The following is a 25,195-nucleotide window of genomic DNA, read 5'->3' on the forward strand; positions in this document are numbered from 1 at the left end:
TTTGGGCTTTCGCCCCCGCGATTTCGGCATCTCTTATTCCCCGCTACGATCGCCGTTCCGTCTGCTGCACCCGATAGAACATCCACCTACCTTGTGGTTAGGGCGGCGTGAGAACATATTACCTCGCAGCTGGGATGTCAGCTATCTAGCTGTCGTTGCTCCAAAGCGGACCTAGCAGAGGGTCCCAGTCCGTTAGTATAGCTCCTGCCGCGAACGTCCACTTCGGAGCATCCGGAAATCTCAATTGCTCTGTAGGAATGGACGCAAAGCAGCCCCCCCCCTCAAACCCGATCCGCCTGCACCACCACATCGATCGCCCGTAGCGCCGACAATATCCGCATCAGATGCTGGGCGTCGGCCACTTCCAGGTCGATGACGTCGGTGTGGAAGGGGCCTTCGCGGTTGACGAGCTGGAGGTTGAGGATGTTCGCCTTGGTCGCGCCGAAGACATTGGCGACGGCGGCGAGCGCGCCGGGCTGGTTCTTGACGATGACGGAGAGGCGGGCGGTGCCGCCCTTGGACTTGCTGTCCCAGCTCAAATCGACCCAGTCGTCATCCTGCTCCACCTCCAGCGAGCGGCAGTCGATGGTGTGGACCTCGATCGGTTCGCCGGTGCGGCGCACGCCCACGATGCGGTCGCCGGGCACGGGGTGGCAGCAATCGCCCAGATTATAGGCGATGCCGGGGGTGAGGCCGCGGATCGACACGGGTTCATGCTGGCGCGGATGGGCTTCCTCCATCCCCTGCGCGCTGGTGGAGCCGGGGACCAGCGCCTCCATCACTTCATGGTCGAGCACGCGGTGGGTGGCGATGGCGACCATCAGCGCCGCGCGGTCCTCCAGCTTCAACCGCTTGAGCGCGGCATTGAGCGCCTTGTCGCCCAGTTCACTGGCAAGATCGGCAGGGAAGCGGCCGATGATTTCCTCATAGAGTTTCTCACCCAGCTTGATTTCTTCCCCGCGCTGTTTCTGGCGGATGAAGCGGCGAATGGCGGCGCGCGCCTTGCCCGTGATGGCGAAGGAGAGCCAGCCGGGCTGCGGCTCCTGCCCCTCCGACTTCAATATTTCGACCTGGTCGCCATTGTCGAGCGAGGTGCGCAGCGGCACGACGCGGCCGTTGACCTTGGCCCCCACGGTCTGGTTGCCAAGGCTGGTGTGGACGGCATAGGCGAAATCGACCGGGGTGGAGCCCTTGGGCAGCTGGTGCAGCTCGCCCTTGGGGGTGAAGGCGAAGATGCGGTCCTGATACATCGCCATGCGGGTATGTTCGAGCAGCTCGTCCGCATCCTGGCTCTGTTCAAGAATCTCGACCAGGTCGCGCAGCCAGGCGGCGTGATGATCGGTCGCGTCGCCCTTCTGCTTGTAGGCCCAGTGGGCGGCAAGGCCGAGTTCGGCGTCGCTGTGCATCGCGCGGCTGCGAATCTGCACCTCTATGCGGGCATTGTCCTGATGGATGACGGTGGTGTGGAGCGAGCGATAGCCGTTGCGCTTGGGCGTGGAGATATAATCCTTGAACCGGCCGGGCACCATCTTGAAGGTCTGGTGGATGATGCCGAGCGCGCGGTAGCAATCGGCCGGGCTGTCGGTGATGACGCGGAACGCCATGACATCGGTCAGCTGTTCAAAGCTGATGTGGCGCTCCTGCATCTTGCGCCAGATGGAATAGGGGTGTTTCTCGCGGCCCGACACGGTGACGGACAGGTCGTTGCCGCCCAGCAGCAATTGCAGCTCCGCGCCGATGCGATCGACCTTGTCATGGCCGCCTTCCTTCAGATGTTCGAGGCGGCGGGTGATGCTGTCATAGGCTTCGGGCTCCAGCTCGCGAAAGGCGAGCAGCTGCATTTCGCGCATGAAGTCGTACATGCCGATCCGCTCGGCCAGCGGGGCGTAGATATCCATGGTTTCGCGCGCGATGCGGCGGCGCTTGGCCTCATTCTTGATGAAGTGCAGCGTGCGCATATTGTGCAGGCGATCGGCAAGCTTGACCAGCAGCACGCGAATATCGTCGGACATGGCGAGCAGGAACTTGCGCAGATTTTCGGCCGCCCGCTCATTTTCGGACATCGCCTCGATCTTGGAGAGCTTGGTCACGCCATCGACCATGCGGGCGACGTCGGGGCCAAAGGCGCTCTCTATCTCGTCATAGGTGACGAGCGTATCCTCGATCGTGTCGTGGAGGAGGGCGGTGACGATGGTCTGATCGTCGAGGTTGAAATCGGTGAGGATGCCGGCGACTTCGATCGGGTGACTGAAATAGGGGTCGCCGCTGGCGCGCTTCTGCGAGCCATGTTTCTGGACCGAAAAGACATAGGCGCGGTTGATCATCGCCTCATCCGCTTCCGGATCGTAGCGCTTTACCCGTTCGACAAGTTCATATTGACGCAGCATCGCCGCCGATTGTGTTGGAACCCTCTTGTCGTGCAACAAAAAAACGCCATGTTGCGATAATAAGGTGGCGATTTTGCAACGGGTGTTGCTTTGCGCTATATGTGGGACAGATGAAACATAATCTGGCACAGGATCTGGAACAATGCGCGCTGCCCAGCGCGCTGGAGATGATGGGAGAGCGCTGGTCCTTCCTCATCCTGCGCGGCGCGCTGTCGGGCATCCGCCATTTCGAGGAATTCCAGTCGACTCTGGGCATCGCCCGCAACATCCTGGCCAACCGGCTCGCCCGGCTGGTGGAAAACGGCATATTGGTGCGCCAGCCGATGCAATGCGACCGGCGCAAGGTGGAATATCGCCTGACGCCAAAGGGGCAGGATCTGGCCCCCGCCATGGTGGCGCTGCGCCAATGGGGCGAACGCTGGGGCTGCGGGACGCAGGCGTGCCAGGTGCTGGCCGACAAGCGCGACGGGCAGCCGATCCGCCCCATCGCGATTCAGGCGCAGGACGGACGCACACTGGAACTGGCCGACCTGGTGTGGCTGTGTCCCGACGAAGTGACGCCCATGGCTGAGGAACCGGCCGCCGCTGCGTGAGCCGGCTTCCCGACCAGGCGATAATGGCATAGGCATGGGTCCCATGTCCGTGACCCGCATCCAGCCCCAGCCCTTTTTCGCTGACAAGAACCGCGCCTTCTGGAACCTGCAATCGCTGGGATGGGCCGGCGCATTTCTGCTGCGTGGTTCGTCGACCATCGCGAACGGGCAATCCTTTTCCAGCCTGATCCCGGTGCTGATCTCCACGGTCACAGGCTATTCTGTGACGCTGCTGATAGCGGTGGCGTTCCGTTATCTGCTCAAGCAACGGCCGATCGTCACCTGGGGCGTGTCGATCCTGACCGTGGTGCTGGCCGCGGCGCTGGTGGCGTTCATCGACGCCTGGGTCTTTTCCACGCAGAACCGCAGCGGCGACACGGCGGGCGTGCAGCTGTTCCTGGGCGCCTTCTATCTGTCGGTGACGCTGATCGGCGCATGGTCAGCGCTTTATTATGCGATCAATTTCTATCTGACGGTGGAGGAGCAGGCGGACCAGCTTACGCGCCTGGAAACCCAGGCGTCGAGCGCGCAGCTGGCGATGCTGCGCTATCAGCTCAATCCCCATTTCCTGTTCAACACGCTCAACAGCATATCGACGCTGGTGCTTCTGAAGCAAACCGACAGGGCCAATGCGATGCTGTCGCGCCTGTCGTCTTTCCTGCGCTACACGCTGATCAACGAACCGACCGCGCAGGTGACGATCGCGCAGGAAGTGGAAACGCTCAAGCTGTATCTGGAGATCGAGAAGATGCGCTTTGAGGAGCGGCTGCGCCCGGCCTTCGTGATCGATCCCGCCGTGTCGCATGCGCGCCTGCCATCGCTGCTGCTGCAGCCGCTGGTCGAAAACGCGATCAAATATGCGGTCACGCCCAAGGAGGAAGGGGCCGATATCACGGTCACGGCGCAACCTGCCGGGGATAATGTCCGGATCATCGTATCGGACACCGGGCCGGGATTGAACGATGGCGCCATCAAGCCGCACATTCCCATGAGCGAGGGAACAGGTGTTGGCCTGCCGAACATCCGGGACCGGTTAATTCAGGCCTTCGGGGAACGACAGCGCTTTGAAACGCGTTCCACGCCGGGCGGATTTTCGGTCATCATCGAAATTCCGCTTAACATGGATGAAAGATCGAAAGTCGCCGCATGACCATCAGAACAATCCTCGTCGACGACGAAAGCCTGGCCATTCAGGGGCTGGCCCTGCGTCTGCAAGCGCATGAGGATGTCGAAATCGTCGAAACCTGCACCAACGGCCGCGAAGCCATCCGCGCCATCAAGACGCATAAACCCGACCTTGTGTTCCTCGATATCCAGATGCCCGGCTTTGACGGCTTTTCCGTCGTTCAGGGCATGATGGAGGTGGAGCCGCCCCTGTTCATCTTCGTCACCGCCTATAGCGACCATGCGATCCGCGCGTTCGAGGCGCAGGCGGTCGATTATCTGATGAAGCCGGTGGAGGAAGGGCGCCTGGCTGACGCGCTCGACCGCGTGCGCCAGCGCCTGACCGAAAAGCGGCAGGGGCAGGAGGTCGAAAAGCTGCGTGAGGTGCTGGCTGAGGTCGCGCCCCAGGCGATGACCGATTTCGCCGCGAGCGAGGATGGCGCGCCTGCGTCCAATCGCTTTGAAAAGCTCATCAACATCAAGGATCGCGGCCAGATTTTCCGCGTCGATGTGGATTCGATCGAGCGCATCGACGCGGCCGGCGACTATATGTGCATCTACACCGCCGACAATTCGCTGATTCTGCGCGAAACGATGAAGGACCTGGAAAAACGGCTCGACCCGCGCAATTTCCAGCGTGTCCACCGCTCCACCATCGTCAATCTGAGCCAGGTACGGCAGGTCAAGCCCCACACCAATGGCGAATGTTTCCTGGTGCTGGAAAGCGGCGCGCAGGTGAAGGTCAGCCGCTCCTATCGCGACGTGGTGGCGCGCTTCGTGCATTGAGCGAGGACGCGCTGGGCGGCGCGGTATGTCCGTGACCGCGTGGGTCCTTTTGTTTGCGTGCATCTGTGCGAGGAAGAGCGGGATGCCGGGTCAAGCCCGGCATGACGGGCTGGGTGGCGCATTGGGTGGGTAGGGTTTCTACCCCCTTATGTGCGGAGGCTGCCGGACTAGCGGAGGTGTGAGCCAGCCAGTATAAGCCAGCGGCATGTCTTGTCTCGCCTGCGCCCGATTGCTCTTCTTTGGTAAAATTAAAGGTCGTATATCGACCATTTCTTGCCGGTTGATACGCTTTAGCGGCTTCCTAATAGCGGACATCAAGCGATAAGGCTAAAGCGGGGCAAGGAGATCACCATGCCGTCCGTTGAAGTGTTCGAGAAAGATGAGATGACGCCCCTCTTTCAAGGCGATTTCTCTTTTTTGCCCCGGATAGGGGAATACATCTCCAAGGACGCGGGAGGATATTTTAACTACTACAATGTGGTTGAGGTCTGGCACCGTGAGGAGGGTGCAACTGGCGTCTTTCGAGCATGCATTCGTGTCGAAATCAACGACTAGGCCGTAACCGAGGTGAAGCGGAAGACGACCAATTGCGGTCGTTTAAGTCTTGGCCGATGACGCCAGAAACAGGGCGTTGGTTAGGTGTCGCGTTCTATGTCTTGGCTGTCGCGGTAAAGCTCTAACATGGCCGCTCTACGTTCGCTGGGCGAGACATGCACGACCACCGTGTCTGCAAGGTCCACATCGGGATGAGAAGCACAGTTCCCAGCAAACCATAGCGCCTCTGACAGAGGTTCCTTGTCATGCCACGTCGTCATAACAAACTTGTCGTCCGGTATCTTTCCAAAGTCGAAGGCCTCTAAGACGGCCCAATCAACGGCATCGTGCCATTCCTCGCAAGCTATGCCCCAAGCGACAAAGTATAGGCAACCGCTGCCTACGAGCCATTTGACTACTTCATCACGCCAAACCTGGCTCACGGCCTGTTCGGCAACCAAGACTGCTCGGTAAGGCTTAGAGGGCATCTGGGGCATGGGCCGGTCAGGCGAGAGGTGCAGATAGTCCAGAGGCATCACGCGAACCTATGTCCGCATTGTCGCATCCTCAACTCAAAAGCCGACAGTCCGCTCTCCACCCATCCCCGTCATTCCCGCGACGGCGGGAGCCCATCTCCCGATGTCATGCCGTGTGCAGTGCCGGGAGATGGATCCCCGCGTTCGCGGGGATGACGATGGATGCGGGGGTGACGATGGCGAGAGATTGTTCGCAACCCATCCGATGATCACGCGCTGCCCGGTTCAAACTGACCTGACCGGTGCGTCACGCGCGCAAGTTCCGTTTCCCGTGCCTCAATGCTTGCCCGGCTTGCTCGATGTGCCGGGCGCGGCGGGGTTGAGCAGGTCGACGCCGGCGGGGAGGGCGGTGCCGCCCATGTCGAGCTTGCGCGCCTGTTCCTGCGCGACGCGGCGGGGATCGTCGCGTTCCCTGATCGCCGCGCGGGTTTGCGCGTCGGTGTCCTCGTCGGCGCTATCCCCGCCACCGCCGCGGCTCCAGCCCAGGATGATCGACATGCGCCGGTTGCGCGGGTCGTAGCGATTGTCCTTCACGAAGGGTTCGCGGTCGGCGACGCCTTCGATCCGGGCGAAGCGCGGGTTGCCGATGCCGCTGTCCGCCAGCGCCTGGCGCGTCGATTCCGCGCGGGCCGAAGACAGGCGCCAATTGTTCATCGCCTTGCCCGACGCATAGGGCAGGGCATCGGTATGGCCGCGCACGATGAGGTCATTGGGCATGGTCTTGAGTACGCTCGCCACTTCGCCCACCAGCGCGCGCGCTTCGGGGACGAGCCGGTCGGTGCCCATGGCGAACATCGCGAAATCGGCTTCGTCGATGAGGTCAATGCGCAGCCCCTCGCGGGTTTCGGTGAAGCGGACATTCTTGCGCAGGCGCGACAGACCCTTGCGGTTCATCCGCGCTTCCAGATCCTTCTTGATCGATTCGAACTTCTGCCGGTCGGCCGCGCGCATCGCCTTGCCGCCCTGGTCCTTGGTGCCGGTGGCGTCGCGCGGAATGGTGATGGACAGATTGCCCACGCCCCCGGTGGTCGGATAATTATCCTTCCCCGTCAGGCTGTCGCCGCCCATCAGCCCGGTCGACCCGGCCGATGCCATTTTGAGTTCCACCAGCGTCGGCGTGAAATAATCGGCCAGCGCCTTGCGCTGTTTTTCGGTGGTCGCGCCCAGCAGCCACATCAGCAGGAAGAAGGCCATCATCGCCGTCACGAAGTCGGCATAGGCGACCTTCCACGCGCCGCCATGATGACCGCCATGTCCTTCGACGATGATTTTCTTGACGATGACCGGCCTTGGTTCAGGCTCGTTCGCGCCGCGCTTTTTCTCGGCCATGGCTTATTTGTTCCGCATGCCGTCGAACACCTCGGCAAAGCCAGGCTGGTTGGCGTGGATGAGGCTGGAGCGCGCGGCTTCGATCACCAGCGGTTGCGGGTGGCCGTGCAGCGAGGCGATGATGATCTGCTTCACCACATGATAGATCGCCCCGTCCTGCTCGATCACCGTGCGGCAGCGATTGGCGAAGGGGTTGACCATGCCATAGGCGAGCAGCACGCCCAGGAAAGTGCCGACCAGCGCCGAGCCGATCATCGCGCCCAGCACCGAAGGCGGCTGGTCGATCGAGCCCATGGTCTTGACCACGCCCAGCACCGCCGCGACGATGCCCAGCGCCGGCAGCGCGTCGGCCAGGCCCTGAAGATTGTCGGCGGGCTTGAGAGCCTCGTGGTGGTGGGTCTTGAGGCTGTTGTCCATCACCTCCTCCACCGCGTGGGGATCAAGCGTGCCCGACGAGACGACGACGAGGCGCAGCGTGTCGCTGATCAGGTGGATGAGCGTCTTGTCCTTCATCAGCTTGGGATATTCGGCGAAAATGGGGGAGGTGCCCGGATCCTCGATGTGGGGTTCGAGCGCCACCGGCCCTTCGACCCGCAGCGTCTTCATCAGCTTGCTGACGAGGAAGATGCAGTCGAGGAAATCCTGTTTCTTGTAGGCCGGCCCCTTGAACACCTTGGCAAGGCCGCCGCCCAGCGCTTTCAAGTCCGCGCCCGAATTGCCGATGATGAGCGCGCCGACCGCCGCGCCGCCGATAATCAGCATTTCGTGCGGAAGCGCGTGGAGCACCGGGCCGATATCGCCGCCGGTGAAGATGAAGCCGCCGAACACCATGCCCAGAAGCACGACAAGGCCGATGATTGCGAACATGACTATCCCCGAAAGTAGCGCCTGTGTGGCGGTGGCTGCGTCAGCGCCGGTGCGCCGGTCCCTTTCTGGTTAATACGGACTGGTTAGCATCCGCTTTAGGACAAGGGCTGCTTTTTACCCGGCCGTCAGCCAATGATGTCGAACAGCGTCTTCTGGTTGATCCGCGCATAGGCGGACTGCGCCGCTTCCAGTTGCAGAAGCTGGGATTGAAGGCGCGAGATGACTTGCTGAAGATCGGTGGATTCCAGGTCCGCCCGCCGTTCGGTGAGGTCGATGTCGACATCGGTCAGCCGGTCGCCGATGACTTCCAGCCGGTCGCTGCGCACGCCCTGCTTCGCCTGCTCGACGGTGATGTGCGCCTGCGCCGCCTTGACCCCGTCGAGCGAGGTGGCGATGTCGGCGTCGACGCCGCTTTGGATCGCGCTGATGCTGGCGGAGAGGACATCGTTGATCGACATGGGCGCGCCGTTGACGTCGATGCCTTCGGACACTTCCTGCCTCGTGCCGACGACGGCGAGGTTGAGGCCCCGGCTGACCGGGACAAGCGTGCTTTGCCCATCATCGAACACCGGCGTGCCCTGATAGTCGGTCTGGTTGAGCATTTCGTCGATGGTGGTGCGGATCGTGCCCAGTTCCTCGACGATGGCGGCGCGGCTGGTGTCGTTGAGCGAGCCGTTACGGGCCGATGTCACCAGTTCCTGCGCGCGGGTGAGGAGACTGTTGATTTCCGACAGGTTGGATTCGGCGGTGGCGGCGCGGGTCGTGCCATAGTTGACATTGGCCTGCCAGGCGGCCTGCTGCGCCTGCGCGCGGCCGATGTCGGACACCTGCACCCAGGCGAGCGCATTGTCGGACGGCTTGTTAAGCGTGATGCCGGTCGAAATGGCGGTCTGCCCGTCGACGATGCTTTGCGACAATTTCTGCTGCCGGCGCATTTCAGCGAGCATGATCTTGTTGGTGATGCCTACCATGAGTCAGCCCTTTGCCGGTCAGATGATGTTGAGGATGGAATCGATGGTTTCCTTGGCGATCTGCAGGATTTTGGCGCAGCCCGAATAGGCCTGTTGCAGGCGCAGCAGGTCGGCCGCTTCCATGTCGAGATCGACGCCGCTTACCGCTTCTCGCGCGGCGACGGCCTGGTCGCTGCGGTTGGTGGCGGTGTCAAATTCCGCCTGGGTCGCGCCCAGCAGGTTGGCGTGGGTGGCGACCAGCGAGGTCCAGGCCTGTTCGACGCTGCCATTGCCGCGCAGGGTGGAGGTGACGGTCAAAAGATTGCCGTTGAGCGTGCCGTCGGCGGATTTGAGCGCCAGCAGCGCGGGATCGGTGACGAGTGCCGCGACATTGGCCGCGCCGCCGCCATAGGATAGCAGCGGAACGCCCGCGTCGCCCGCATCGGTCAGGCCCTGCGCATGCCAGGCATTGACGTCGGTCACAAACTGTTCTGCCAGCGTGTCGAGGCTGGCGCGGCGTTCGGTGACGGTCTGCGCGGCGGAAAACAGGCCGCCCAGCGTGCCGTTGGCGGGCGCGCTGAGCGCGGTGCCGTCGCTCAGGCTGAGCGCCAGCGAGCCATCGCCATTGGTCGCGACCGACAGGCTGGCGGCGCTGTTGCCGCTGACCAACGTCTGCCCGGCGAAGCTGATTTCGGCGCTGTCATGCGCGCCGAAGCTGATCGTGACGTTCAGATTTTCCGACAGGTCCTGCAAGGCGGCGTCGCGGCTGTCGAGCAACTGCGCATAAGCGGATGTGCCCGGCTGCGCGCGCAGCAGGCTGTTGTTGATATTGGCGAGCGCGGACAGCGAACGGTTGATCGTCTGGACCGAGGCGGTGGCTTCGGTCGCGATGCCGTCCGACACATTTGTAAGGTCGGCCGCAGTCTGGTTGAACGATTGCGCCACGCGACTGATGCTGTCGAGCGTGGTGACGCGCAGTGACGTGTCGCCAGGGCTAGCGGCCAGCTTTTCCATATTCTGGAACATGCTGGTCATCAGCTGGCCTACGCCAGTGCTGCTGTCGTTCATCGCGGTTTCTGCGTCAGTCAGCCAGCGCAGCCGCGCCGTCGCGCTGCCCAGGTTCATGCCGGTCGTGCGTACAGTCGCGTCGAGATAGGGATCGCTAGCGCGATCGACGCCCATCACCTGCGTGCCGCCGAAATTGGCCTTGGCGATGTAGAGCGACATCGTGGAGGTCGATGCGCCCGATTCCGCCGTCGTCACCGTGCGCCGGGCATAGCCGTCGGTGCCGGCATTGGCGATATTTTCCGAAATGGCGGCCATCGCGGTGCGATAGGCCTTGGTCCCCGACGACCCGATGATGAAAAGGTCGCTCATGCGCCCGGCGTCCCGGCCGCGCCGTCAGTCGCAGCGGCAGGTGTGGGGGCGATGCGCGCGCCGAACTGCTTGATCAGCAGGTCGGCGATACCCATTGCGCCCTTGCTCGCCATGGCGTCGGCGGTGCGCGCGTCGGCCATGTCCTGAAATTGCTGGGTGGCGCTGGAATCGGTGATGCCGTCGGCCAAGCTGGCCGAGCGCATCGCGCCGATCATCTGGCGCAGGAACACCGCTTCGAACTGCTGTGCGACCTTGTCCAGCGCGGCGCGGTTCGCGCCGCCTGCGCCGGACCCGGCCTCTGCCGTCGGGGAAGTTGTCGTCACCTGCATCACAGCACCACCAGATCGGCTTTCATCGCGCCCGCCTGTTTCAAGGCCTCGAGGATCGCGACCATGTCCGCCGGGGATGCCCCGATGGCGTTGACCGCCTTCACTATATCGGCCAGCGACGCCCCACCTTTAAAATTGACCATCGGTTTTTTCTGTTCGTCGATGCTGATGTTGCTCGACGGTTCGACCGCGGTGCGCCCCTGGCTGAAGGGCGCGGGCTGGACGACGCGCGGCGATTCATTGACGCTGACCGTCAGTTTTCCGTGGGCGACGGCGGCCGGATGGATCTTGACCGCGCCGTTGATGACGACCGTGCCGGTGCGCGCGTTGACAATGACGCGGGCCGGGGCGTCGGCGGGCGCGACCTCGATATTTTCGATCATGCCCATCATCATGATGCGCTGCTCCGCGCCCGGCGCGGCGGCGATCGTCACCGAAACAGCGTCGACCGCGCTCGCCCGATTGTCGCCAAAGGCACGGTTGATGCCATCGGCCACGCGCAGAGCGGTGGTCAGGTCCGCTTCGGCAAGGTTGAAGGTCAGGGTGGGAGCGGTGTCGAAACCGGTCGCAACCGCGCGCTCGACTGTCGCCCCGCTGGGGATGCGGCCGGCCGAGGGGATGTTGACCGACACCTGGCTGCCGTCGGCACCCGATACGCCGAGGCCGCCGACGGCGAGGTTGCCCTGCGCCATGGCGTAGATTTCATTGTCCGCGCCGCGCAGCGGGGTCATGATCAGCGTGCCGCCGCGCAGCGACTTAGCCTTGCCCAGCGCCGATACGGTGACGTCCAGCCGCTGGCCGGGCTTGGAAAAGGCGGGCAGGTCGGCCGTCACCAGCACGGCGGCGGCGTTCTTGAGCGCCGGATTGACGCCCTGCGGCAGCGTCAGGCCAAAGCGCGACACGACGCCCTTCATGCCCTGCGTCGCATATTCGATGCTGTCGTCGCCCGTGCCAGCCAGGCCCACCACAATGCCGTATCCGGTCAGCTGGTTGGGGCGCACGCCCTGGAACGTGCCCAGATCCTTGATCCGCTCGGCATGGGCCGGGGTAACGAGGACGAAGGCGGCGAACAGCGCGACCATCGGAAAGAGGCGGTGGAAAACGCTCACTTGGCTCTCCATCAGAAGGGGCTGATGGCGGAGAAGAAACGCTGGAGCCAGCCCTGGCGGCTGGCATTGGCGATCTCGCCCTTGCCCTTGTAGATGATCTTGGCGTCGGCGACGCGGGTGGAGGCGATGCGGTTGTCCGGGCTGATGTCGGCCTGGCGGACGAGGCCGCTGATCTGGATGAATTCGTCGCCGCGATTGAGCGTCAACGCCTTCTCACCCTTCACCAGCATGGTGCCATTGGGATAGACCTGCGCGATGGTGACGGTGATTTCGCCCGACAGCGCGTTCGACTGGGTCGCCGCGCCCTTGCCGGTGAAACCGTTATTGCCGCCCATCGCGACATCGCTGGGCGAAAAGAGCTTGGAAAGCACGCCGGTGCTTGGCGGCGTCAGCCCGAAGGAGCCGCTGCGGCTGGTGTCGGCGCTGTTGCTCTTGGACGCCTGGGTGCGTTCGACCAGGACGATGGTGATGATGTCGCCGACGGTGGTGGCGCGCGCGCCGCTGGTCAGCGGCGTATAGCCGACCGACGTCTGGAAGATGGAGCCGTTGGCCGCAGGCGCGGCCGGCTGGGCGATGACGGTCGGCGCGAAATATTCGCGCTCCACCTCGCGCTTCTTCTTGCGCGCATCGGCGGGCGATGCGGCAAGGGCAAGCACGGAAACGGCGGCGACAAGGGTGAAGGAGATGCGCATCGTCACAGCTCAGATATTCTGGTTGACGTACTGGAGCATTTCGTCGGTCGCCTTGATCATCTTGCTGTTCACCTCATAGGCGCGCTGCGTCTCGATCATGTCGACCAGTTCCTCGACGATGTTGACGTTGGACGTTTCCAGATAGCCCGACCGGATGACCCCGCGCCCTTCCAGCCCAGCGACGCCGACCTGCGGCGTGCCGCTGGCGGCGGTTTCGACCAGCAGATTGCCGCCGATCGATTGCAGGCCCGACGGATTCATGAAGCTGGCCAGTTCGATCTGGCCAAGCTGGCTTGGTTCGCTTTCGCCCTGCAAGGTCGCGGACACGGTGCCGTCATTGCCGATCGACACCGATGTCGCGCCCTGCGGCACGGTGATCTGGGGGATCAGCGGCAGGCCGTCGCCGGTGACGATCGTGCCTTCGGCGGTGACGCTGAAATTGCCCGCGCGAGAATAGGCGATGGAACCGTCAGGCTGCTGCACCTGGAAATAGCCCGACCCTTCGATCGCCATGTCCAGCGCATTGCTGGTCTGGGTCAGCGTGCCCTGCGAATTGATCTTGCTGGTGCCCTGAAGCGCCACGCCCGATCCCAGGTTCAGCCCGGTGGCGAACTTGTTTTCCGCGTCGGAATTGGCGCCGGCCTGCACGATCTGCTGATAGGCCAGCGTCTCGAAATCGGCGCGGTCCTTCTTGAAACCGGTCGTGTTGACGTTCGCCAGGTTGTTGGCGATGACGCGCATCTTCGTGTTCTGCGCGTCAAGGCCGGTGCGGGCGACATGAAGGGCGGCGTTGCTCATCGTGCATTCTCCGTGGCGCGATCCTCGCGCGGACCGCTCAGTCGGTTATGCGATCCTCACTCGGACCGCTCATGCACGCATCAAAGCAAGAGGCGTGCCAATATTAACCATAGGGTTTAGCCGTCGAGGCGCATCAGCGACGCGCCGCCATCGTCCAGCTGTTTGGCGGTGTCGATCATCTTGACCTGCGTCTCCCAGGCGCGGCTGGCCTCGATCATGTCGATCAGCGCCTGGGTCGAATTGACGTTCGATCCTTCCAGCGATCCCGATGTCACGGTGGCGAGCGGATCGGAGGGCAGGGCGCCGCCATTGACTTCGCGGAACAGGCCGTCATTGCCCTTGGCGATGCTGGAGCCGGCCGCATTGACCAGCTTGAGCTTGTCGACCTGCTGCGGGTTGGCCGGATCGCCGCCCTGCGGCACGCCCCAGATGCTGCCATCCTTGGCGATGGAGACGCTGTCCATCTGCGGCAGGATGACCGGGCCGCCTTCGCCCAGCACGGGCAGGCCGTCGCCGGTGGTCAGCAGGCCGCTGTCGGAAACCTTGAGGTCGCCGCGGCGCGTATAGGCTTCGCTGCCGTCGGTGGCCTGGACGGTGAGCAGTGCGTCCCCGTCCAGCGCCACGTCGAGCGGATTGCCCGTTTCGGTGACCGCGCCTTGCGCCATGTCGGCGGCGATCACCTGTTCGGAGGCCTGGGCGCGGGTGTCGAAGCTTTCGCCCTGGATCCAGCGCGTTTCGGCATTGGCGATTTCCGCGCGAAAGCCAACGGTGTTGGCATTGGCAAGGTTGTTCGCGATCGACGCCTGCCGCGCCATCGCGCCGCGCATCGCCGTCAGTGCCGTGTTGACGAGCCGGTCCATGGGCTGTTCCTCCTGATCCCGCGCCTAAACCGCTTAGGTGCGGATGTTGACGATGGTGGTGGTCAGCGTATTGGCCGCCTCGATCGCCTTGCTGTTCGCCTGGAAATTGCGCTGGGCAGCGATCAGCTGGACCAGTTCGTCGGTGATGTCGACGTTGGAGCGTTCCAGCGAGCCGGAATTGACCGAACCGAACATGCCCTGATTGGCGGTGCCCAGGATCGGGTTGCCGCTCTCCACGGTGGAGGTCCAGTGCGCGTCGCCCTGCTGGCGCAGCCCTTCCAGGCTGTTGAAGGACGCCATCGCGACCTGGCCCAGGTAAACGGTGCTGCCATCGGCGTAAATGGCCGAAACAAGCCCTTCCTTCGACACGCCGACGCTGGTCAGCTGCGCGCCGTCGGCTTCGTTATTATAGGTGGTCGGGATTTGCAGATCGGTGAGGTCGCCCGGACCCGTGGCGCTCGTCGGCGGGGTGGTGAGGTCGCCGGTTTCAGGATCGACGGCGAACACCTGAATGCGCGAACCGGTGGTGTCGACGGCGAAGCGGTCATTATCGACCGAAAAGGCGCCGTTGCGGGTGTAGCTGATCGTGCCATCCTCGCCCTTCACGGTGAAGAAGCCTTCGCCAGTGATGGCAAGGTCCAGCGTCTTGTCGGTGGTTTCAATCGTGCCCTGCGTGAACTGCTGGGTGATGCCCTGCACGCGCACGCCCTGACCCGCGACCTGATGCGTCGTCTGCATCGGCGAGGCAGCGAAGATGTCGCCGAACTGCGCCTTGCTCTTCTTGAAGGCAGTCGAGTTCACGTTGGCGACATTGTTGGAAATGGCGGACAGGTCAGCCTGCGCGCCCTTGAGACCGGAAAGCGAAACATAGAAGGACATGGCGTTGCTCCTTGGGTGAAAAGGATGGGGTTAAGAATTACATCAGGCTCAGCGCGTCGGACGGGCTGTAGCTGCCGAGCGCGGTGATCAGTTTGGAAGAGGAACCGTCCGCGGGTGACTGGACGGCGGCGATGGTGGCCCAGGTCGCGACCTTGCTGGGGGTGGCGCCGTTGACCTTCACCTGCAGGGCGTCGGTGGACACGGTTTCGCCCATGTCGTCCTTGCCATCCCAGTAGAAGGTGACGTCGCCCGCCTGCTGCGACCCTAAGTCAATGGTCTTGACGACATTGCCGCTGCCATCGACCAGGTCGACGGTCGCGCCGTTGGTGGCGTCGGCGAAGCTGACCTGCCCGGCATAATAGCCGCTGGCGTCGGGCACGGCGACATTGCTTTGGACCAGCATCGACTTGCCGATCCAGCTTGCCGCATCGCCCAGGCGCGTGCCGGTCAGCTCCTGCTTGATCGACGCCAGGTTGGCGTTCATCTCGGCGATGCCGCTCGAATTGGTGATGGTCGCCATCTGCGACACCATCTCGGCATTGTCGACGGGTTCGAACGGGTCCTGATATTGCATCTGCGCGGTCAGGAGCTTGAGGAAGCTGGCCTGATCCATCGTCGCGCTGCCGGTGCCAACGGTCGCATTGGGATTATAGACCGAAAGCCCCGCGCTGTCGGTGACGGTGGAAACGCTCGTCATTTGCCGATCCTTATGGTTTCGAGCATCAGGGATTTGGCGGTGTTGAGTACCTGGACATTATTCTGGTACATGCGGGCGGTCTCGATCATGTCGACCAGCTCGGCATTGCTGTCGACCGCCGCTTCCCACACATCGCCATTGGCGTCGGCCAGCGGATGATTGGGGTCGTGGCGCTTGGTCGGCTCGGCCTTGGTGGTGACGACGTCCGAAACCTTGACCGTCGACACGCCGGGGCTGTCCGTGACGGACGTGAAGACTGGCTTGATCGCGCGATAGGCGTCCTGCGCGCTGCCGGTGACATTGCCGGCATTCGCCATGTTGGACGCGGTGGTGTTGAGACGCACCAGCTGCGCGCTCATGGCGCGGCCGGCGATGTCGAAGATGTTCATGGCGCCATTGCCGCTCATGCTCATTCTCCCTTCAGCGCACGGTTGATGGTGTTGATCCGGCCCTCGAGGAAGGAGAGGGTCGTGCGATATTTGACGGCGTTTTCGGCAAACAGCGTCTGTTCGGTGCTGAGTTCGACCGTATTGCCGTCAAGGCTGGGCTGAAGCGGCACGCGATAGCCCATGGCGTCTTCGACCGCCTTGCCCATGTCGGTGGAGGTCGCGCCCGACGATTGCGCCGTCGCTTCCTTGAGCGCGGCTTCAAAGTCGATGTCGCGCGCCTTGTAACCGGGCGTGGAGGCATTGGCGATGTTGGACGCGAGCAGGGACAGGCGCTGCGAGCGAAGCGCCAGCGCCTTTCCATGGATCCCGAACAGATTGTCTTCGACCGACATGCTCAAAAATTCGCTCTAAAGTTTATCCTTCACCCGCCGTTCTGAAGCCTGATGGCATCGCCTGCGGGTGATCCAGCCTGTGATCAGCAAGAGCCGTGCCAATTTGCGTGGGTGACGCATCGGCAAGGCGGCAAAGCTGGGGAATACGGGCTTTTCGCAGGCGAGACGGCAAGGGCGGCAAGTTTTTGCCGGTCGGCGGCAGGGCGTTGCCGGCCGCCGATGAACGATGGGGACGACACGGCGCATGCTCGCGATTTTCAGCCATTTGTTCGATCCGGCAACGCTGCTGGCGATGCTGGGCGGGATTGCCCTGGTGGCGCTGTTCCAGAACGGCCTTGCCGCTTGTGGGCGCGCGATCGGAGCACTGGCGCCGTTGCTGCGCGCCAATCCGCTGCGCGATCAGGACGCCGCGCGCGCCGCCCTGCTTCAGATCGACCATGTCGCGCAGCTGCGCGGACTGTCCTGCACCGACCGGGTGAAGACCGCTCATCCCTTCCTGACGCAGGCCGCGCACAAGCTGGCCAATTGCGACCGCACCGAACAATTCGCGCTGTGGGCGACGCAGGCGCTCGCTGACCGGGCGCAGCGTCATGGCGCGGCGCATCGCGTCTGGCTGTCGGTGGCGGATGCCGCGCCAGCGCTGGGCATGGCGGGCACGATATTGGGCCTGATCGGCATGTTCGCGGCGATGAATGATCCCGCCGCGCTGGGGCCGTCGATGGCGCTGGCGCTGCTCACCACCTTCTATGGCGTCGTCATCGCCAACATCATCGCCGCGCCCATCGCCGCGCGCCTTGCCGACCTGTCGGACCGTGAACTGGCCTGGCAGCGGGAGGCGGCGGACCGGATGCTGGTGATCGCGCGGCGCGAAAATGCGCCACTGCGCCGCGCGGCCATGCGCGAAGTGGCATGAGCGCGGTTCCAACCCCTCTTGCGCGCCGCAATCGCTGGGCGATCAGCTTTGCCGATCTGCTGCTGTTGCTGCTTGCCTTCTTCGTGCTGTTGCAGGCGAGCGGATCGCGGCGCGATGCGATGCTGGCGCAGGTCAGCCGGCAATTTGGCGGCCGGCCGATGGCCGATGGCGTGGAGATCCGCGCCGCTGACCTGTTCATGCCGGGCGAAGCGCTGCTGAGCGCGCGAGGGGAGGCGCAGATTGCCGCCCTTGCGCGCCGCTTCGCCAATGCGCCGGCGGTGGAAATCCGCAGCCATGGTGCGGACGCCCGCCACGAGCGGTTCGACGAATGGGATCTGGCCGCCGCGCGACTGGGCGCGGTTGCGCGGGCGTTGCAGGCGCGCGGGCTGGTCCGCGACCGGCTGCTGATCCGGGGCCTGGACCAGGCGGACGGGCAGGCGGGGCAGGGGCAATGGATCCGCGTCGCCCCCGGCAGCAAAGCCGCGGGTTGAACCGACTGGCACGAAAATTGCGTATTCGACTGGCAGAAACTTTAGTCCTTACAGGAGACTGCCGTGCTTCGCCTTTCGTTCCTCCTCTCCGCCATCGCCGCGCTCGCCACCGTGCAGCCCGCGCTGGCGCAGCAGACGTTCGAAAATCTCGATCGCATCGACAGCCTTGTCGCGATGACCGTCGGCGCCAATATGGGTGAGCCGGGCGGTCCGGCCGCACCTGTCGATCGCCGGCTGCGCCTGGCGTCCTGCCCCAGCACCCCCACGGTCGAAGGTCCCGTTTTCGGCGCGGCGATGGTCAAGTGCGAAGCGCTGGGCTGGCGCATCCGCGTGCCGCTGGTCAAGGGCGTCGCCGCCGCCAGCTATGGCCCCGTGCCCGGTTCCAGTGCACGCGCTGCGCCGTCGAACGGCTTTACCCGCGCCGCTGTCGCCGCCGCGCCCAAGGAAGATGTGGTGCGCAAGGGCGATCCGGTGCAACTGATGGCCGGCAATGCCAGTTTCAGCGTGTCGCGCATGATGATCGCGGACGAAGGCGGAGCGGTCGGCGATACGATCCGCGTGCGCGAAGACCGCAAAAGTCCGCCGGTTTTTGCCCAGATCGTCGATATGGGCGTGGTGCGCATTCCAGGATTTAATGATTTTTGAACTTGTCCGTTATAAGGGTCAAAGGACGAGTGAAGGATTAAGATCATGATCAACTCTGTTGGACAGAGCATCGGCAATGCGATCGGCGCGACCAGCCTGCGGGAAAGCGGCAAGACGCGCGCTGCCGCGCCAACCGGTTCCGTGCCGGCGTCAGCGGCGGCGGACGTCGCCAGCCCCGCTGCCCGCATGGCGGCCGAAGGCGCGCCGGTGGACATGGACAAGATTGCCGCGATCAAGAGCGCGATCGCGTCGGGCAATTATCCGGTGAACGCGGATGCGATCGCCGAACGCATGCTCGAACTCGATCTGCCCCAGAAATAAGGATTTGCCGCCATGCCGCTCGGCCTTGCCGCCCTTGATGATCTGTTCGCAGCATTTGACGGCCTGCGCGACGCGCTGACCGGCAGTGACGTGTCGGCGATCGAGCAGGCGAGCGACCGGGTCAGCCGCGCCGCCGCCGGGGTGCGCGCCATTGGCGCCTGGCGGTCCGACCCGGCGGTGGTGGAGCGGATCAGCGCGATGCTGCCGCTGATCGAAAGCGCGCGGGTGCGCGTCAATCTGCTGGCCGATCATGCGAGCCAGCGCCTGTCCATCCTGGCGTCGCACGGCGCGCGCGCCGCGCCACTGACCTACGGCCGCTGAAAAATTTTCTGCGTTAAACCTAAAGCGGCGCCTTCGGGCGCCGTTTTTCGTTGCGGGGCGGACAAATTCCTGCCTGCGCGTTAACCAAATCTTGGCACAAGCCTTGCTCTAATGTCCTCGCTAGCAATTGGGGATTTAGAGCATCGTGTCGGCATTCGCAGACATTTCGGCAACTTCCGGATCGACCGGCAATCGCGTCACCAACGCGATCGCCATGGCGAGCCGGCGCACGGGTGTCGACTTCAGCTATCTGCTGGGGCAGGCGAAGATCGAATCGAGCCTCAATCCGACCGCGCGCGCCACCACCTCCTCCGCCACCGGCCTTTATCAGTTCATCGACCAGAGCTGGCTTGCCGTCATCGACAAGCATGGCAGCGAATATGGGCTGGGCTGGGCGTCGGACGCGATCAGCCAGGGCAGCAACGGCCGCTATCATGTGTCCGACCCGCAATTGCGCCAGCAGATTCTCGATCTGCGCAAGCATCCCGAAACCGCCTCGGTGATGGCGGCGCAGCATGCCGCCGACAACAAGGCCTATCTGGAGTCGAAGCTGGGCCGGGAGGCCGAGCCGGTCGATCTCTATCTCGCGCATTTCCTGGGGGTGGGCGGCGCGACCAAATTCCTGTCGGTCCATGACCGCGCGCCCGGCGCGAGCGCCGCCTCGCTCTTCCCGTCCGCCGCGCGCGCCAACCGGTCTATCTTTTACGACCGGTCCGGCAATGCGCGCAGCTTTTCGGAAATTCGCGACCGTTTCGCCGCCAAGTTGCAGAAAAGCTCCGACAGCCTGGGCGGCCCGGTCCAATATGCCGACGCCTCCGGCGCCGCCGCCAACCTGCCGAGTGGCGCACGGACCGTCCAGCCCGCCGATTATGTGCGGATCGAAACCCAGCGCCTCAGCCAGCAGCCCGACGTCAGCGTCCGGCCGCAGCCGCAGACGGCGCGTCTTGCCTATCTCATGCTTGCCACCCTCGGAAGGTAACGGCCGACCATGTCCCCTGCCCAAGTCAAAGCGAAGATCTGGATGAGCGCCGTCAAGGGCGCGGTGCTGCCCTTCGCGACCCTGATGGTGGTCCTGTTCATGATGGTGCCGGTCCCGGCGGTCATGCTGGACATCGGCTTCATCACCAACATCATGATTTCGCTCGCCGTGCTGATGGTGGCGCTGAACGCTGCCAAGCCGCTCGATTTCTCCAGCTTTCCCACCGTCCTTCTGTTCGCGACTTTGCTGCGCCTGGCGCTCAACGTCGCCTCGACCCGCGTGGTGCTGGTGTCGGGGCATGAGGGCGCGGATGCGGCGGGGCAGGTGATCGAGGCGTTCGGCCATTTCCTGATCGGCGGCGACTATGTCGTGGGCATCTTCGTCTTCGCCATCCTGATGATCATCAACCTGGTCGTCATCACCAAGGGCGCGGGCCGCGTGTCCGAAGTGTCGGCCCGCTTCACCCTGGACGCCCTGCCGGGCAAGCAGATGGCGATCGACGCGGACCTGAATGCGGGCCTGCTGACCCCGGAAGAGGCCAAGATCCGCCGCGTCGAAGTCGCGACCGAGGCGGATTTCTACGGGTCGATGGACGGCGCCAGCAAGTTCGTGAAGGGTGACGCGGTCGCGGGCATCCTGATCCTGGTCATCAACATCATCGGCGGCATCATATTGGGCGTGGTCAGCCATGGCCTGGCCATTGGCGAGGCTGCGCAGACCTACATCATCCTGGCGATCGGCGACGCGCTGGTGGCGCAGATTCCCGCGCTGCTGCTCTCGATCGCGGCGGCGTCCATCGTCACCCGCGTCAAGAGCGAGCAGGATCTGTCGGGTCAGGTCGCCAGCCAGTTCGGCTCGGGCCGCGCCTGGGTGCCGGTTGCCGCGATCCTGGGCTTTCTGGGCATCTTGCCGGGCATGCCGCACATGATCATCCTGCCGGCTGCCGCGGTTGCCGGCGGTATCGCGTGGCAGCTGCGCAAGGCCAGCCAGAAAAAGGCCGCCGAACCCGCGCCGCCGCCGCCCGCGCCCAATCCCGCCCTGATCGAATGGGACGACGTGTCGGACGGCGCGATCCTGGGGCTGGAGATTGGCTATGGCCTCATCTCTCTGGTCGACGAGCGCAAGGGCGCTCCGCTGATGGCCCGCATCACCGGCATCCGCCGCCAGCTGTCCAAGGAACTGGGCTTCGTCGTGCCGATGGTCCGCGTGAAGGACAATCTGGCGCTGGAGCCGAACCAGTATCGCATCACCATCGCCGGCGTCGTCGTGGGCGAGGACGAAATCTGGCCCGATGACCTGCTGGCGCTCGACAGTGGCGCGCTGGAAGGCACCGTCACCGGCCGCCCGGCCAAGGACCCGACCTTTGGCCTCGACGCGGTGTGGATTTCGCAGGCCAAGCGCAGCGAGGCGGTGGTCGCGGGCTATACTGTGGTCGATCCGCCGACGGTGGTCGCGACGCATCTCAACCAGTTGATCGCGATGAACGCGGCCGAAATGTTCGGCCTGGACGAAGCGCGCAAGCTGCTCGACAATCTCAAGGACGTCGCGCCGCAACTGGTCGACGGGCTGACGCCGGGCCTGCTGAACCTCACGCAGATCAGCGCGCTTTGCCGCGCGCTGTTGAGCGAAGGCATCGCGCTCAAGGATTTCCGCCGCATCTGCGAGGCGATGGTCGATGGCGGTCGCCCCGACATGAGCCACGAACAGCTGGTCGAATCGGTGCGCCAGCGGATCGGCGCGCTCATCATCCAGGGGCTGGTGCCGGTGAAGATGCCGCTGCCGGTCATTACGCTGGACGGCGAGCTGGAAGCGATGCTGGCGCAGGCGATGCGCGTCGCAGGCGATGCCCGCCATCCGATCGAGCCGAGCCTTGCCAACCGTATCGTCGAGCAGGTGGTGAACGCCGCCCGCCCGATGCTGGGCCAGGCACGCAATTTCGCCATCGTCACCTCGCCCGTCGCGCGGCGGGCGCTCGCGCGTCTGTTCAAGCCGCATCTGCCCGAAACGCCGGTCCTGTCCTTCCTAGAAATTCCCGACGGTAAGGGTGTGGAAGTGGTTGCGGTGGTAGGCAATGAGTCGCGGCCAACGCCCCGTCATGATCCGCTGCCAAGGCCGGATCAGATGCGCGAACGCGTGGCTTGAGGAAACTGGGACTAGGTCATGTATATGAACAAGATCGCGGTTGGCGCCCACACTTATGGCAAGCCGGGCGAGCATAGCCCCGAGCGGCTGGCCCGCCAATATATGCCATTGGTCCGCAAGATCGCCTGGCATGTCCATGGGCGGGTATCGACCGCCATCGAGGTGGAGGATCTCCTCCAGATCGGCATGGTCGCGCTGGTAGAGGCTGCCAACAGTTTCGAGGATCGCGGGCTTGGCTTTGCCGCCTATGCGCAACTGCGCGTGCGCGGCGCGATGATAGACCATCTGCGGCGGCAGGCAACGCTTTGCCGGTCGGCAATGGCGAGGCGGAAAGAAATTGCCGGGGTCCGCAATCGGCTGGAGCAGCAGCTGGGCCGGTTGCCGACCGAGGCGGAAATGTCGAGCGAGATGGGGCTGGAGCCGGCCGCCTATCGCGAGGCCGCCGACAGCGTCGAAATGGTCCAGCATACCAGCATGGACGAAGTCTATTCCGACCAGTCCATGTGGTTCGCTGATGTCGAGGACCGCGCCGACCAGGTGCTGGAGCGCGAATCACTCAAGAAGGCAATGGCTGCCTGCATCAGCGAACTGCCCCAGCGCGAGGCGATGGTGCTGCAACTCTATTTCGTCGAGGAAATGAACCTGGAGGAAATCGGCCAGACGCTGGACATCGGCGCGGCGCGCGTGTGCCAGATCAAGAAGGCCGCGCTCGACAAGCTGCGCGAGAAATTGCGCGATTGGGACGAGTGACGGGCGCAGCGTAGCCCGCTATCAGTCGGGGCGCGTTTTTTGACTATTCGTCGTTGGCCGCGATCGCGCGGCGCTTTTCCCCATTTGGCCAGCGGAAACGCAGAGGGCGATAGCTTTGCGTTCGCCACCATGGGTCGGCGACCTGGAACAGACCGCTTCTTTCCGCCCGTGCGCCCAAATCCTTGCGCGCGGTAATCGCCGCAAGCAAGGGGGCTGCAAACAGGCCAGCGACCACTGGCAGGGTCCAGCCGACCGCGCCCGCCTCCACCGCCAGCCAGGTCAGGCCGACGCCCAACAAAATATGCCATTTGAACAGCCAGATCGCGCTGCCGATCGCCATGCCGTCGCGGTCGCGGGTCTGGCCGTTCCAGCTGGCCTTGCGACCCATCAATATGGTGACAAGGTTGATCGTCTGGGTCAGCATCGCGACCGGCGCCATCAGGATGGACAGGATGATGTCGACCAGCACGCCGCGCGTCATGCGCACTGCGCCGCCAAAGCCGATGCGCCGCGCCGGGTCCGCCATCGCCCAGAATATCGCGAGGATTTTCGGGCCGAACAACAGCAGCGCCGTAACGCCCAGCAGGGCGCCCGATGGCAGCACCTCCGCCGGCGGCCAGATGCCGCTGGCCGCGCCGCCCAGCACCACCAGCATCAGCGCCAGCCACATGGGGGATGTGCAATAGGCGGTCGCCCCGACCAGCAACTGGAACCGGCTTAGAGGGTGCAGGCCCGCAATGCGGATCAGCAGCGGCACATGCTGGATATTGCCCTGGCACCAGCGGCGGTCGCGGGTGAACAGGTCGGGCATGGACGGCGGAAATTCTTCGAAACTGTCGTCCGCTGTCACCATATGCACGTCCCAGCCGCGCCGGCGCAACAGCGCGGCTTCCAGCATGTCGTGGCTTAATATATGGCCGCCAAAGGGTGCGCGACCGGGCAGTTCGGGCAGGCCGCAGCTTTCGGCGAAGGCGCGCACGCGCACGATGGCGTTATGGCCCCAGAACATGCCTTCGCTGCCCGCCCACCAGATCATGCCAGCGGCGGAAATCGGGCCGAACAGGCGGCTGGCAAATTGCTGCCAGCGCGCGAACAGGGTCGCCGCGCCCATGACGGTGGGCACGGTCTGGATAAGGCCGACATGCGGGTGCCGCTCCATATCGGCGGCCAGCCGCGCCATGGTCTGCCCGCTCATGATGCTGTCGGCGTCCAGCACGATCATATGATCATAGCCGCCACCAAAACGCGTTACCCATTCGGCGATATTGCCGGGCTTGCGCCCGATATTGAGCGCGCGGCGGCGATAATGGACCGGGCGCGAAAAAGAGTCGCGCATTTCCAGATAGGCGCGCTTTTCGGTTTCGCCGCTTTCCACGTTTGAATCGGACAGGATGAAGAATTCGAACCGCTCCCGGCCCATCACCTGCGCCAGGCTGCGCTCCATGATCGACAGGCGGCCAAGTACGCCCAGAAAATCCTCATTGCACACCGGCAGCAGGATCGCGGTCTTGCCGCGCAGCGGTTCGGACGCGCGCAGGGGGCGGGGGGTGACGCTGCGCCCCTTGCCCACGGTCAGCAGCAGGAACCCGATGGCGGCGGTCGCAAAGCCGAAGGCGATCCAGGCGAAAAGGGAGATGAAGAGGGCGAGATAGACACCCTCCAACGCGCTGATGCCATCCAGCCCGATGGACCGGCGCATTTCATGGGCGGCCAGCGCGGCAGGGATCAGCGTCAGCGCGATCACCAGCAGGCGGCGCGCCCACAGGTCGATATTGAAGCGGCGCCGCGCGATCAGCGGCGGCGTCGTGTCGAAATCCTGCTCCGGCATGGCGAGCGGACTTTGCGCGGGCACCTGTTCAAAGGCGCGGGGCAGGGGCTTGTCCCCGGCCGGCGGGTCGGTCGTCGGCACGACGTGCTCGTCCATGATTTTGGCCCCGTTCCCTGTTGACCCAAAGCGTCAGAACC

28 protein-coding genes are annotated in these 25,195 nt (G+C 64.1%); 12 read left to right on the forward strand and 16 right to left on the reverse strand.

The annotated features are described in order from the left end of the window. Positions 1–281 precede the first annotated feature (281 nt). Positions 282–2,387 carry a RelA/SpoT family protein gene (locus SKA58_RS02640; RefSeq protein ID WP_009820794.1) on the reverse strand — a complete coding sequence of 702 codons (2,106 nt, stop codon included), beginning with the start codon at positions 2,385–2,387 and terminating at the stop codon, positions 282–284. Positions 2,388–2,497: 110 nt separating this feature from the next. Here SKA58_RS02640 and SKA58_RS02645 point away from each other — a divergent pair, with 110 nt between their 5' ends. The 4 genes from SKA58_RS02645 (at position 2,498) to SKA58_RS02660 (ending at position 5,485) form a co-directional block, all read left to right on the forward strand. Continuing rightward, the gene (locus tag SKA58_RS02645; protein ID WP_009820795.1) at positions 2,498–2,980 is read left to right on the forward strand and encodes a winged helix-turn-helix transcriptional regulator; all 483 of its coding nucleotides are present in this window, start codon (positions 2,498–2,500) and stop codon (positions 2,978–2,980) included. Between the two features lie 43 nt (positions 2,981–3,023). Then, a complete protein-coding gene (locus SKA58_RS02650) occupies positions 3,024–4,130 on the forward strand; it encodes a sensor histidine kinase (protein WP_009820796.1) in 1,107 nt (368 codons plus the stop codon). Beyond that, complete coding sequence (locus SKA58_RS02655; RefSeq protein WP_009820797.1) at positions 4,127–4,930, forward strand: LytR/AlgR family response regulator transcription factor; 804 nt, start codon at positions 4,127–4,129, stop codon at positions 4,928–4,930. The genes SKA58_RS02650 and SKA58_RS02655 overlap by 4 nt, the downstream gene beginning before the upstream one ends. A gap of 351 nt (positions 4,931–5,281) precedes the next feature. After that, positions 5,282–5,485: a hypothetical protein gene (locus tag SKA58_RS02660; RefSeq protein WP_009820798.1), complete on the forward strand. Its 204-nt coding sequence runs from the start codon at positions 5,282–5,284 to the stop codon at positions 5,483–5,485. An 80-nt stretch (positions 5,486–5,565) separates the two neighbouring features. On the opposite strand, the gene SKA58_RS02665 is transcribed toward SKA58_RS02660, so the two are convergent. The 14 genes from SKA58_RS02665 to flgB form a co-directional block, all read right to left on the reverse strand. After that, complete coding sequence (locus SKA58_RS02665; RefSeq protein WP_009820799.1) at positions 5,566–6,000, reverse strand: DUF7684 family protein; 435 nt, start codon at positions 5,998–6,000, stop codon at positions 5,566–5,568. A gap of 276 nt (positions 6,001–6,276) precedes the next feature. Next, positions 6,277–7,329: a flagellar motor protein MotB gene (locus tag SKA58_RS02670; protein WP_009820800.1), complete on the reverse strand. Its 1,053-nt coding sequence runs from the start codon at positions 7,327–7,329 to the stop codon at positions 6,277–6,279. A gap of 3 nt (positions 7,330–7,332) precedes the next feature. Beyond that, complete coding sequence (gene motA, locus SKA58_RS02675; protein WP_009820801.1) at positions 7,333–8,196, reverse strand: flagellar motor stator protein MotA; 864 nt, start codon at positions 8,194–8,196, stop codon at positions 7,333–7,335. Between the two features lie 125 nt (positions 8,197–8,321). Then, positions 8,322–9,167, reverse strand: coding sequence for a flagellin (locus tag SKA58_RS02680; RefSeq protein WP_009820802.1), 846 nt, complete (start codon positions 9,165–9,167; stop codon positions 8,322–8,324). 18 nt (positions 9,168–9,185) lie between these two features. Next, positions 9,186–10,523: a flagellar hook-associated protein FlgK gene (gene flgK / locus SKA58_RS02685; protein ID WP_009820803.1), complete on the reverse strand. Its 1,338-nt coding sequence runs from the start codon at positions 10,521–10,523 to the stop codon at positions 9,186–9,188. Then, complete coding sequence (locus SKA58_RS02690) at positions 10,520–10,852, reverse strand: rod-binding protein (protein WP_009820804.1); 333 nt, start codon at positions 10,850–10,852, stop codon at positions 10,520–10,522. The genes flgK and SKA58_RS02690 overlap by 4 nt, the downstream gene beginning before the upstream one ends. Next, a complete protein-coding gene (locus tag SKA58_RS02695; protein ID WP_009820805.1) occupies positions 10,852–11,934 on the reverse strand; it encodes a flagellar basal body P-ring protein FlgI in 1,083 nt (360 codons plus the stop codon). The genes SKA58_RS02690 and SKA58_RS02695 overlap by 1 nt, the downstream gene beginning before the upstream one ends. 38 nt (positions 11,935–11,972) lie before the next feature. Continuing rightward, entirely contained in the window at positions 11,973–12,653 is a 681-nt protein-coding gene (locus SKA58_RS02700; protein WP_009820806.1) for a flagellar basal body L-ring protein FlgH, read from the reverse strand. A gap of 9 nt (positions 12,654–12,662) precedes the next feature. Further along, the gene (flgG, locus tag SKA58_RS02705) at positions 12,663–13,451 is read right to left on the reverse strand and encodes a flagellar basal-body rod protein FlgG (RefSeq protein WP_009820807.1); all 789 of its coding nucleotides are present in this window, start codon (positions 13,449–13,451) and stop codon (positions 12,663–12,665) included. A 116-nt stretch (positions 13,452–13,567) separates the two neighbouring features. Beyond that, positions 13,568–14,311, reverse strand: coding sequence for a flagellar basal body rod protein FlgF (locus tag SKA58_RS02710; protein WP_009820808.1), 744 nt, complete (start codon positions 14,309–14,311; stop codon positions 13,568–13,570). Between the two features lie 33 nt (positions 14,312–14,344). Next, positions 14,345–15,190, reverse strand: a complete 846-nt coding sequence (locus SKA58_RS02715) for a flagellar hook-basal body complex protein (protein WP_009820809.1) — start codon at positions 15,188–15,190, stop codon at positions 14,345–14,347. Positions 15,191–15,227: 37 nt separating this feature from the next. Then, positions 15,228–15,887 carry a flagellar hook assembly protein FlgD gene (locus SKA58_RS02720; protein WP_009820810.1) on the reverse strand — a complete coding sequence of 220 codons (660 nt, stop codon included), beginning with the start codon at positions 15,885–15,887 and terminating at the stop codon, positions 15,228–15,230. Then, positions 15,884–16,294, reverse strand: a complete 411-nt coding sequence (flgC, locus tag SKA58_RS02725) for a flagellar basal body rod protein FlgC (protein ID WP_021228793.1) — start codon at positions 16,292–16,294, stop codon at positions 15,884–15,886. Before flgC ends, SKA58_RS02720 begins: the two co-directional genes overlap by 4 nt. Before the next feature lie 2 nt (positions 16,295–16,296). Further along, positions 16,297–16,668: a flagellar basal body rod protein FlgB gene (gene flgB, locus SKA58_RS02730; protein ID WP_009820812.1), complete on the reverse strand. Its 372-nt coding sequence runs from the start codon at positions 16,666–16,668 to the stop codon at positions 16,297–16,299. Positions 16,669–16,912: 244 nt separating this feature from the next. Here flgB and SKA58_RS02735 point away from each other — a divergent pair, with 244 nt between their 5' ends. The 8 genes from SKA58_RS02735 (at position 16,913) to SKA58_RS02770 (ending at position 23,230) form a co-directional block, all read left to right on the forward strand. Further along, the gene (locus tag SKA58_RS02735) at positions 16,913–17,581 is read left to right on the forward strand and encodes a MotA/TolQ/ExbB proton channel family protein (protein WP_037542048.1); all 669 of its coding nucleotides are present in this window, start codon (positions 16,913–16,915) and stop codon (positions 17,579–17,581) included. Next, the gene (locus SKA58_RS02740) at positions 17,578–18,072 is read left to right on the forward strand and encodes a flagellar motor protein MotB (RefSeq protein WP_009820814.1); all 495 of its coding nucleotides are present in this window, start codon (positions 17,578–17,580) and stop codon (positions 18,070–18,072) included. The genes SKA58_RS02735 and SKA58_RS02740 overlap by 4 nt, the downstream gene beginning before the upstream one ends. Positions 18,073–18,135: 63 nt before the next feature. Next, the gene (locus SKA58_RS02745; RefSeq protein ID WP_009820815.1) at positions 18,136–18,717 is read left to right on the forward strand and encodes a flagella basal body P-ring formation protein FlgA; all 582 of its coding nucleotides are present in this window, start codon (positions 18,136–18,138) and stop codon (positions 18,715–18,717) included. A gap of 45 nt (positions 18,718–18,762) precedes the next feature. Beyond that, on the forward strand, positions 18,763–19,038 hold the full coding sequence (gene flgM / locus SKA58_RS02750; RefSeq protein ID WP_009820816.1) for a flagellar biosynthesis anti-sigma factor FlgM: 276 nt from the start codon (positions 18,763–18,765) through the stop codon (positions 19,036–19,038). 12 nt (positions 19,039–19,050) lie between these two features. After that, a complete protein-coding gene (locus SKA58_RS02755) occupies positions 19,051–19,359 on the forward strand; it encodes a hypothetical protein (protein WP_009820817.1) in 309 nt (102 codons plus the stop codon). 145 nt (positions 19,360–19,504) lie between these two features. Then, positions 19,505–20,338 (forward strand): flagellar protein FlgJ, encoded by an 834-nt coding sequence (locus SKA58_RS02760; protein WP_037542050.1) that lies wholly within the window; start codon positions 19,505–19,507, stop codon positions 20,336–20,338. A 9-nt stretch (positions 20,339–20,347) separates the two neighbouring features. After that, complete coding sequence (gene flhA / locus SKA58_RS02765; protein ID WP_009820820.1) at positions 20,348–22,480, forward strand: flagellar biosynthesis protein FlhA; 2,133 nt, start codon at positions 20,348–20,350, stop codon at positions 22,478–22,480. 18 nt (positions 22,481–22,498) lie between these two features. Further along, complete coding sequence (locus SKA58_RS02770) at positions 22,499–23,230, forward strand: sigma-70 family RNA polymerase sigma factor (RefSeq protein WP_009820821.1); 732 nt, start codon at positions 22,499–22,501, stop codon at positions 23,228–23,230. Positions 23,231–23,273: 43 nt separating this feature from the next. Here the strand turns inward: SKA58_RS02770 and mdoH are convergent, their stop codons facing one another. Beyond that, entirely contained in the window at positions 23,274–25,154 is a 1,881-nt protein-coding gene (mdoH, locus tag SKA58_RS02775) for a glucans biosynthesis glucosyltransferase MdoH (RefSeq protein WP_009820822.1), read from the reverse strand. Positions 25,155–25,195 lie beyond the last annotated feature (41 nt).

This window comes from Sphingomonas sp. SKA58, from assembly GCF_000153545.1.
In the GTDB taxonomy this organism is placed as follows: Bacteria; Pseudomonadota; Alphaproteobacteria; order Sphingomonadales; family Sphingomonadaceae; genus Sphingobium; species Sphingobium soli.